Genomic DNA, 9452 nt, shown 5'->3' on the forward strand with positions numbered 1-9452 from the left:
ACTGACAACCGGCCGTCGCACGAGGCGGTCCACAGAGATTCCACAATCCTCGTTGCCCTTGCGGCACATGGGTTCAGGGGTCATTCGTCGCCCCGTCAGATCTCTCCGGGCAGCGAGATTGTCAGTGGCCGCGTGCAGAGTGTCCTTCAGCGATCGACGGCCATGCCGGTGACGTGGAGCACATGGTGTTCCGCGCTGCCTGTAACCCTCGGTCACCGTTTTTCCGGCTATGCCGGACCATCGCGGCCGCGCCCGACCCACCGCACGCGCCGCCCACCAGAGGGGGAACCCATGAGTGCCGAAGCCAACGGGAAGGCAGTGCTGCGTGCGCACGCCGAGGACGCCTTCGCCGACGAACTGAAGGCGCTCGCCGCCGCCGACGACCGGCCCCGCCCGGAACGCTGGCAGCTCTCGCCGTGGGCCGTCGCCACCTACCTGCTCGGCGGCACCCTGCCCGACGGCACCGTCATCACACCCAAGTACGTGGGCCCGCGTCGCATCGTGGAGGTCGCCGTCACCACTCTTGCCACCGACCGCGCGCTGCTGCTGCTCGGCGTCCCCGGTACCGCCAAGACCTGGGTCTCCGAGCACCTGGCCGCCGCCGTCAGCGGCGACTCCACCCTGCTGGTGCAGGGAACGGCGGGCACCTCCGAGGAGGCGGTCCGCTACGGCTGGAACTACGCCCAGCTGCTGGCGAAGGGCCCCAGCCACGAGGCGATGGTGCCCAGCCCGGTGATGCGGGCCATGTCGGACGGCATGATCGCCCGCGTCGAGGAACTCACCCGAATCCCGGCGGACGTGCAGGACACCCTGATCACCATCCTCTCGGAGAAGACCCTGCCCGTGCCGGAACTGGCCGACGAGGTCCAGGCCGTCAGCGGCTTCAACCTCATCGCCACCGCCAACGACCGCGACAAGGGCGTCAACGAACTCTCCAGCGCCCTGCGCCGCCGCTTCAACACCGTGGTGCTGCCGCTGCCCGCCACCGCCGAGGCCGAGGTGGAGATCGTCTCCCGCCGCGTCGACCAGCTCGGCCGTTCCCTCCGGCTGCCGCCCGCGCCGGACGGCATCGACGAGATCCGCCGCGTGGTCACCGTCTTCCGTGAGCTGCGCAACGGTGCCACCTCGGACGGCCGGACCAAGCTCAAGTCGCCCTCCGGCACCCTCTCCACCGCCGAGGCCATCTCCGTCGTCACCAACGGCATCGCCCTCGCCACGCACTTCGGCGACGGCGTGCTGCGCGCCGCCGACGTCGCCGCGGGCATCCAGGGCGCCGTCATCCGTGATCCGGCCGCCGACGCGGTGGTCTGGCAGGAGTACCTGGAGACCGTGGTCCGCGAGCGGGACGGCTGGAAGGACTTCTACCGTGCCGCCCGCGAGGCCGCCTCCGACCGCCCGCACGGGGTGGGCGCATGACCGCCGGGCCGCTGCTTCTCGGTATCCGCCACCACGGCCCCGGCTCGGCCCGCGCCGTGCGGGCCGCCCTGGAGGCGCGCCGGCCGTCGGTGCTGCTCGTCGAGGGCCCGCCCGAGGCCGACGCCGTGGTGGAACTGGCCGCCGACAAGGGGATGGTGCCGCCCGTGGCGCTGGTGGCGCACGCCACCCAGGAGACCGGCCGGGCGGCGTTCTGGCCGCTCGCCTCCTTCTCCCCGGAGTGGATCGCCATCCGCTGGGCCCTGGACAACCGGGTGCCCGTCCGTTTCATCGACCTGCCGGCGGCGCACACCCTGGCCGAGCCGGACCGGACGGAGGACGAAGCCACCGGTACCGCGCCGGAGCCCGCCCCAGGAGACGGCGAGGGCGATGGGGAGGGCGTTGGGGACGGCGACGCCGAACAGCCCGCCGTGCCCGGGGCCGGGCAGCCGGAGGGCGGCGAGGTCCTGCGGATCGACCCCCTGGCCGTGCTCGCCGAGGCCGCCGGGTACGACGACCCGGAACGCTGGTGGGAGGACGTCGTCGAGCACCGTGGCGACGCCGATGACCCGATCGCCCCGTTCACCGCCGTGGAAGAGGCGATGACGGAGCTGCGCGCGGCCCACGGCGACGGCGGCCACCGTCGCGACCCGGCCCGCGAGGCCCATATGCGGCTGCGGCTGCGCGAGGCCCGCAAGGAGTTCGGAGACGAGGCGGTCGCCGTCGTCTGCGGCGCCTGGCACGTCCCGGCCCTCCGGGAACAGCGCACCGTCACCGCCGACCGCGCCCTGCTCAAGGGCCTGCCCAAGGTCAGGACCGAGGTCACCTGGGTGCCCTGGACACACCGCCGACTGGGGCGGGCCAGCGGCTACGGAGCCGGGATCGACTCCCCGGGCTGGTACGGACACCTCTTCGACAGCGCCGACCGGCCGATCGCCCGCTGGATGACCAAGATCGCCGGCCTGTTCCGCGACGAGGGCCGGCCGATCTCCTCCGCCCATGTGATCGAGGCCGTGCGTCTCGCGGAGACGCTCGCGGTGATGCGTGGCCGGCCGCTGGCGGGCCTCGGCGAGACACTCGACGCCGTCCGGTCGGTGATGTGCGAGGGCTCGGACGTCCCGCTGGCACTGATCCAGGACCGGCTGATCGTTGGTGACGTCCTGGGGGAGGTGCCCGACGCCGCACCCGCCGTGCCGCTCCAGCGCGACCTCACCGCGTTGCAGCGTTCGCTCCGGCTCAAGCCCGAGGCCGGGGAACGCGAGCTCGACCTCGACCTCCGCAAGGAGAACGACGCCGCCCGCAGCAGGCTCCTCTACCGGCTCGGCATGCTCTCCGTGCCCTGGGGCCGGCGCGCCAACGGCTCGGGCACGGGCACGTTCCGCGAGCGCTGGCGGCTGGAATGGCAGCCCGAACTGGCGGTCCGGGTCGCCGAGGCCGGGGTCTGGGGCACCACGGTCGAGCACGCGGCCGGCGCCCGAGCCCGGTCGGACGCCGCCGAGGCCACCACCCTCGCGGAGCTCACCACCCTCGCGGAGAGCTGTCTGCTGGCCGGGCTCGACGAGGCGCTGCCGGAGGTGATGCGCGCTCTCGCGGACCGCGCCGCCCTCGACAGCGACGTCGGACGGCTCGCCGCCGCGCTGCCCGCACTGGTGCGCTCGGTGCGCTACGGCGACGTGCGGGCCACCGGCGGCGCCGCCCTGCGGCGGGTGGCGGAGGGGCTCGCCGAGCGGGTCTGCGTCGGGCTCGCGCCCGCATCCTCCGGGCTGGACGCCGCCGGCGCCGCGGAGCTGCGCGGACACATCGAGTCCGCGCACAGCGCCATCGGCCTGCTCGATGACGAGGAGCTGCGCGGACGCTGGCGCGCGGCGCTGCGCCGGCTCACCGAGCGCCAGGCCACCCCGGCGCTGCTGCGCGGCCGGGCCGCCCGGCTGCTGCTGGACGAGGGCGAGCTGCCCGAGGAGGACGCCGAGCGGCTGATGGGCCTGGAACTCTCACCCGGCAACCCACCCGCGCAGGCAGCGGGCTGGGTGGAGGGCTTCCTGGCCGGCGGCGGGCTGCTGCTGGTCCACGACGAGCGGCTGCTCGGCCTGCTCGACGCCTGGCTGTCGGCGGTCCCGCGCGACTCCTTCGAGGACGTGCTGCCGCTGCTGCGGCGGACGTTCACCGCCTTCGACTCCGGCGTCCGCCGGTCGGTCGGTGAACTGGCACGCCGTGGGCCGGGGCGCGGCACCGGCACGGTGGCGGCTCGTGGCCACTTCCCGGGCTTCGGCGAAGAGCCGGACACCGCGCGGGCCGACGCGGTGCTGCCGGTGTTGCGGCTGCTGCTGGGCACCCCGCCGGCCACTCCTTCCGTCACCCCCTCTCCCACCGATCGATCCACGACCACCGCCTCCTCTCCGGCTGCCGCCCCGGCCGTCGCCCCGATCGGAGCCTCCTCATGACCACCGCCGGTGTGACCACCGATCCCACCGCCACCGAACCCACCGCCACCGATCCCACCGCCACCGACGCCGTGCCCGCGGGCGGCAGCGAGGCGGAGCGGCTGCGCCGCTGGCGGCTGGTGCTCGGTGAGGGAGGTGGCGCGGACGGGACGGGCGTCGAACTGACCGGCCGGGACCTCGCCATGGACCGCACCCTGGAGGCCGTCTACGGCGAGGCCCCCGGCCTCGGCCGGCGCGCCGGTCAGGGCGGCAGCGCGCCGAAGCTCGCGCGCTGGCTGGGCGACATCCGCACCTACTTCCCCAGTTCGGTGGTGCAGGTGATGCAGCGCGACGCGATCGACCGCCTGGGGTTCGACACCCTGCTGGCCGAGCCGGAGATGCTGGAGGCCGTCGAGGGCGACGTCCATCTGGTCGGCGCGCTGATGTCCCTGGGCCGTGCGATCCCCGAGGCCAGCAAGCAGACGGCGCGGCTGGTGGTGCGCAAGGTCGTCGACGAGCTGGAGAAGCGGCTGGCGTCCCGGACCAGGGCGACGCTCACCGGCGCGCTGGACCGCTCCGCCAAGGTCCGGCGTCCCCGGCACCAGGACATCGACTGGAACCGCACCATCCGCGCCAACCTGCACAACTACCTGCCGGAGCACAACACGATCGTTCCTGAGCGGCTGATCGGCTACGGGCGGGCCGGCCGGTCGGTGAAGAAGGACGTCATCCTCTGCATCGACCAGTCCGGGTCGATGGCGGCCTCCGTGGTCTACGCGTCGGTCTTCGGGGCGGTGCTGGCGTCGATGCGCTCCATCTCCACCCGGCTGGTCGTCTTCGACACCAACGTCGTGGACCTCACCGACGACCTCGACGATCCGGTGGACGTCCTCTTCGGGGTCCAGCTCGGCGGTGGCACCGACATCAACCGCGCGCTGGCGTACTGCCAGTCGCAGATCACCCGGCCCGCCGAGACGGTGGTGGTGCTGATCAGCGACCTCTACGAGGGCGGCATACGCAACGAGATGCTGAAGCGGGTCGCGGCGATGAAGTCCGCCGGGGTGCAGTTCGTGACGCTGCTGGCTCTCTCCGACGAGGGCGCCCCCTCGTACGACCGGGAGCACGCGGCGGCGCTCGCGGAGCTGGGAGCGCCGGCGTTCGCCTGCACACCGGATCTCTTTCCCGACATCATGGCCGCCGCGATCGAGAAGCGCCCACTGCCCGTTCCGGAGCCCTGAGGGGCCCGGAGCGCGTCCGGAACGGGGTGTGGCCGCGCGGTCGCGGGGTGCGAACAGGCAGGTGGGAGCGGTGTGTTCGCACTTCTCGAAGCGGTGGGGCAGGGTACGGAAGGCGGCTGCCGCCGGGAAGTGCTGTGACAGGACTCACCACGTATGTGTGACGTGGATTTTAGGAGGTGTCGCGGAGCCCCCGATACGCTGCCCTGCGGACCTGCCGCGGGCCTGATATCGCGGTCACGCGGCACGCCCACGCTGAATACGACCGCGAGACCACTGATTGAGGACGGACACGCGTGGACCTGTTCGAGTACCAGGCGAGGGACATCTTCGCCAAGCATGACGTGCCGGTGCTTGCCGGTGAAGTCATCGAGACGCCGGAAGCGGCCCGCGAGGTGACCGAGCGCCTTGGCGGTCGCGCGGTCGTCAAGGCGCAGGTGAAGGTCGGCGGGCGCGGCAAGGCCGGAGGCGTCAAGCTGGCCTCCGACCCGGACGACGCCGTGGCGAAGGCCGGCTCGATCCTGGGCATGGACATCAAGGGCCACACGGTCCACAAGGTGATGCTGGCCCAGACCGCGGACATCGCGGAGGAGTACTACGCCTCCTTCCTGCTGGACCGCACCAACCGCACCTTCCTGGCCATGGCCTCCGTCGAGGGCGGTGTGGACATCGAGGAGGTGGCCGCGACCAAGCCCGAGGCGCTGGCCAAGATCCCGGTCGACGCCGTCGACGGTGTGACCGAGGCCAAGGCCCGCGAGATCGCCGAGGCCGCCAAGTTCCCGGCCGAGGTCGTCGACCAGGTGGTCGCCGCCCTGCAGAAGCTGTGGGACGTCTTCGTCAAGGAGGACGCCCTCCTGGTCGAGGTCAACCCGCTGGTCAAGACCGGCGACGGCAAGATCGTCGCGCTCGACGGCAAGGTGTCCCTGGACGCCAACGCCGAGTTCCGCCAGCCGGACCACGCCGCCCTTGAGGACAAGGCCGCCGCGGACCCGCTGGAGGCCGCGGCCAAGGCCAAGAACCTCAACTACGTGAAGCTCGAGGGCCAGGTCGGCATCATCGGCAACGGCGCGGGCCTGGTCATGTCCACCCTCGACGTGGTGGCCTACGCCGGCGAGAAGCACTCCGGCGTCAAGCCCGCCAACTTCCTGGACATCGGCGGCGGCGCGTCGGCCGAGGTCATGGCCAACGGCCTGGAGATCATCCTCGGCGACCCGGACGTCCGGTCCGTCTTCGTCAACGTCTTCGGTGGCATCACCTCCTGTGACGCCGTGGCCAACGGCATCGTGCAGGCGCTGGAGCTGCTGAAGTCCAAGGGCGAGGACGTCAACAAGCCCCTCGTGGTGCGTCTGGACGGCAACAACGCCGAGCTGGGCCGGCAGATCCTGAACGACGCCGCCCACCCGCTGGTGCAGCAGGTGGACACCATGGACGGCGCGGCCGACAAGGCCGCCGAGCTGGCTGCGGCCAAGTAAAGGACGAGGTCACACACACCATGGCTATCTTCCTCACCAAGGAATCCAAGGTCATCGTCCAGGGCATGACCGGCTCCGAGGGCCAGAAGCACACCCGGCGGATGCTCGCCTCCGGCACCAACATCGTCGGTGGCGTCAACCCGCGCAAGGCGGGCACCAGCGTCGACTTCGACGGCACGGACATCCCGGTCTTCGGCGGCGTGAAGGAGGCCGTCGAGGCCACCGGCGCCGACGTCACCGTCATCTTCGTACCGGAGAAGTTCACCAAGAGCGCGGTCATCGAGGCGATCGACGCCGAGATCCCGCTCGCCGTGGTGATCACCGAGGGCATCGCGGTCCACGACACCGCGGAGTTCTGGGCCTACGCCGGCAAGAAGGGCAACAAGACCCGGATCATCGGCCCCAACTGCCCCGGTCTGATCACCCCCGGCCAGTCCAACGCGGGCATCATCCCGGCCGACATCACCAACTCCGGCCGCATCGGTCTGGTGTCGAAGTCCGGCACCCTGACCTACCAGATGATGTACGAGCTGCGGGACATCGGCTTCTCGACCTGCGTCGGCATCGGCGGTGACCCGATCATCGGCACCACCCACATCGACGCCCTCCAGGCGTTCGAGGCCGACCCCGACACCGACCTCATCGTGATGATCGGCGAGATCGGTGGCGACGCCGAGGAGCGTGCCGCCGACTTCATCAAGGCCAACGTCACCAAGCCGGTCGTCGGTTACGTGGCCGGCTTCACCGCACCCGAGGGCAAGACCATGGGCCACGCCGGCGCCATCGTCTCCGGCTCCTCCGGCACGGCGCAGGCCAAGAAGGAGGCCCTGGAGGCCGCAGGCGTCAAGGTCGGCAAGACCCCGTCCGAGACCGCCCGCCTCGCCCGCGAGGTGCTCGGCGGCTGACCGCCGGACAACCGGCCCGCCGCTGCCACGCGGTGAGCCACCACTGACGGAGCCCGCTCCCACCGACACGGGTGGGAGCGGGCTCCGTCATGTCCGCGGGCGTTCCCGGCCGTTCAGCCGCCGGTCACGCTCAGCGCGATCGTCCCGGTGACCGACAGCACCAGCAGCACCGACGCCCGCACCCGGCGGCGGCTCGACCGCTCACTGACCAGCCGCGCCCGGGACGCGGGCAACGGCCGGACCGGCTGCGACTCCGTGAGGTCCTCCAGCATCAGGCCGAGCACCTCACGGCGGCCCTCCGGCGGAGCCGCCGCCAGCCGCGGCAACTCCTCCGCCAGCGCGTGACGCCCGCGACGGATGCGCGCCGCCGTCGCTCCCGTCGTGGACTCCGACTCGGCGGCCGTCGCCGCCAGCCCCATGCCCAGCGCGTCGTGCAGCACCAAGGCCCGCCGGTAGTTGGCGGGCAGCCGCAGCAGCGCGTCCAGCAGCGCCTGGTCGTCCCGGCTCCCGCCGGTCGCACGCGGCCTGCGACGCCAGGGGCGCAGACAGTGCCACGGCGACAGCGCGTACTCGTACGCCGCCGCCCGCACCCAGCCCGCCGGGTCGCGGTCCACCGCGACCTCCGGCCACTGCTCCCACGCCCGCCGGAATCCGTAGGCCACGGCGTGGGCGGCGGTGTCACGCCGCCCGCACAGCAGATACGCCTGCTGGCCGATCGGGCCGGCGTGGCGCAGATAGAGCGCGTCGAAGGCGTGGACCGGAGTGCGCGCCGCGTCCGGATCCTCGGGATCGTCGGGGAAGTCGTCGCCGTACAGGTCGTCGGCTTCGGCGGTCCGCTCGGAGGTGTCGGCGGACGCGTCGGTGGCGGGTGCCGGTGCCGGCTCGGCCTCCGTCGCGGCTCCGGCGGCGGCACGCGCCACGGCCCGGCCGGTCCGCGTGGACTTCCGGGCGCCGGCCTTGTCGGGCTTCTCAGCCTTCTTCGCATTCTTCGCCTTGCCGGCTCTCTTCGCCCTCCCCGCGTCTTCGGCCTTGTCCGCGAGGTCGGCCGTGGCCGTCTTCTCGGCTTTCCTGACCTTCTCGGCCTTCTCGGCCTTCCCGGTCGCCTTGCTCGCGGCGCGTTCCGCCTTGCGTTCGGCTCGGCGCGCGCCCCTGGCCCGCCGGGGCTCGGTGGGCGCCGACGCCGACGGCCGTGACCCCTCGCCGGAACGCGTCGCCGTCGACACAGGATCGCGGTCCGCCCGGTCCGCCCGGCCGTTGCGCGGGGCGCGCGGGGTGCGATCGGTGCCGGGGACAGCGGGGGCTGTCGCGGGGCGGCGGTCCCTTCGGGAGGACTCGCGGGTCCCCGGCGCCTCACCCCTCCTCGTGGTCTTCGCGCCCGCCGCGCCGTCCGTCGTCGCGGATGCCGGGGCTCTCCCGACCGGGTTGTCCCCGCTTGCCTTGCCGCTCCTCTTTCCCTTTCTGCCCTTCGGGTCCAGGGCGCCGGTCCGGTCGTCGGCTGTCCCGGGGCGCACCGTCGGCCCGGTCGTGGTCCGCGAGCCCGAACGACCTTTCTGCGCGGCACGTTTGCCGGTTCGGTCGGCGGTGGTGCCGCTCGTGCCACCGCGGGGCGGCGCCGTTGCGGCGCGCGGCTCCGTGCGGACCGTGCCGCTGCCGCTGCCGGTTCGCTTCCGCCGCCCGTTGGCCGTCCTCGCGGCGGCCTTCGGCTTCGCCGTCGCCGGCTTGGCCTCGGCCTTGGTGTCGCCGGGAGGGCCGGGCGAGCCGTCCGGCACGGGCGCGTCGGTGGGGGACGCGTCGGTGGGGGACGCCATGACCGTCCGGTCCGTCCTCGCCGTGCCGCCGTGGCGGGCCGTCGTGGCGGGGCCGAACGGCACAGCCGTGCCATGGATGGTGACGGTGCGTCCGCCGGGCGGTGTGTGCCCGGTCTCGGTCACTCGATCGGCGGAACTCTGGCTGTCCCCGCTCCGGCCGCCGCGTCGTCCGGAGCGCCCCCGGGAGCCCCCGCCGCCC

Annotated in this window: 6 protein-coding genes; 5 read left to right on the plus strand and 1 reads right to left on the minus strand. The window is 73.0% G+C overall.

Going from position 1 to position 9452, the window contains the following annotated elements:
* Nucleotides 1–291 precede the first annotated feature (291 nt).
* The 5 genes from E0D90_RS01060 to sucD all read left to right on the plus strand — a co-directional run bounded on the left by E0D90_RS01060 (nt 292) and on the right by sucD (nt 7445).
* The gene (locus E0D90_RS01060; RefSeq protein WP_130796276.1) at nt 292–1416 is read left to right on the plus strand and encodes an ATP-binding protein; all 1125 of its coding nucleotides are present in this window, start codon (nt 292–294) and stop codon (nt 1414–1416) included.
* On the plus strand, nt 1413–3854 hold the full coding sequence (locus E0D90_RS01065) for a DUF5682 family protein (RefSeq protein ID WP_227869901.1): 2442 nt from the start codon (nt 1413–1415) through the stop codon (nt 3852–3854). The genes E0D90_RS01060 and E0D90_RS01065 overlap by 4 nt, the downstream gene beginning before the upstream one ends.
* Nucleotides 3851–5071 (plus strand): VWA domain-containing protein, encoded by a 1221-nt coding sequence (locus E0D90_RS01070; protein ID WP_103501431.1) that lies wholly within the window; start codon nt 3851–3853, stop codon nt 5069–5071. The genes E0D90_RS01065 and E0D90_RS01070 overlap by 4 nt, the downstream gene beginning before the upstream one ends.
* Nucleotides 5072–5364: 293 nt before the next feature.
* A complete protein-coding gene (sucC, locus tag E0D90_RS01075; RefSeq protein ID WP_103501430.1) occupies nt 5365–6540 on the plus strand; it encodes an ADP-forming succinate--CoA ligase subunit beta in 1176 nt (391 codons plus the stop codon).
* Between the two features lie 20 nt (nt 6541–6560).
* A complete protein-coding gene (gene sucD, locus E0D90_RS01080; RefSeq protein ID WP_103501429.1) occupies nt 6561–7445 on the plus strand; it encodes a succinate--CoA ligase subunit alpha in 885 nt (294 codons plus the stop codon).
* 113 nt (nt 7446–7558) lie between these two features.
* Here the strand turns inward: sucD and E0D90_RS01085 are convergent, their stop codons facing one another.
* Nucleotides 7559–8668 carry an RNA polymerase sigma factor gene (locus tag E0D90_RS01085; protein WP_130796277.1) on the minus strand — a complete coding sequence of 370 codons (1110 nt, stop codon included), beginning with the start codon at nt 8666–8668 and terminating at the stop codon, nt 7559–7561.
* Between the last annotated feature and the right edge of the window lie 784 nt (nt 8669–9452).

Source organism: Streptomyces otsuchiensis (assembly GCF_004305975.1).
In the GTDB taxonomy this organism is placed as follows: domain Bacteria; phylum Actinomycetota; class Actinomycetes; order Streptomycetales; family Streptomycetaceae; genus Streptomyces; species Streptomyces otsuchiensis.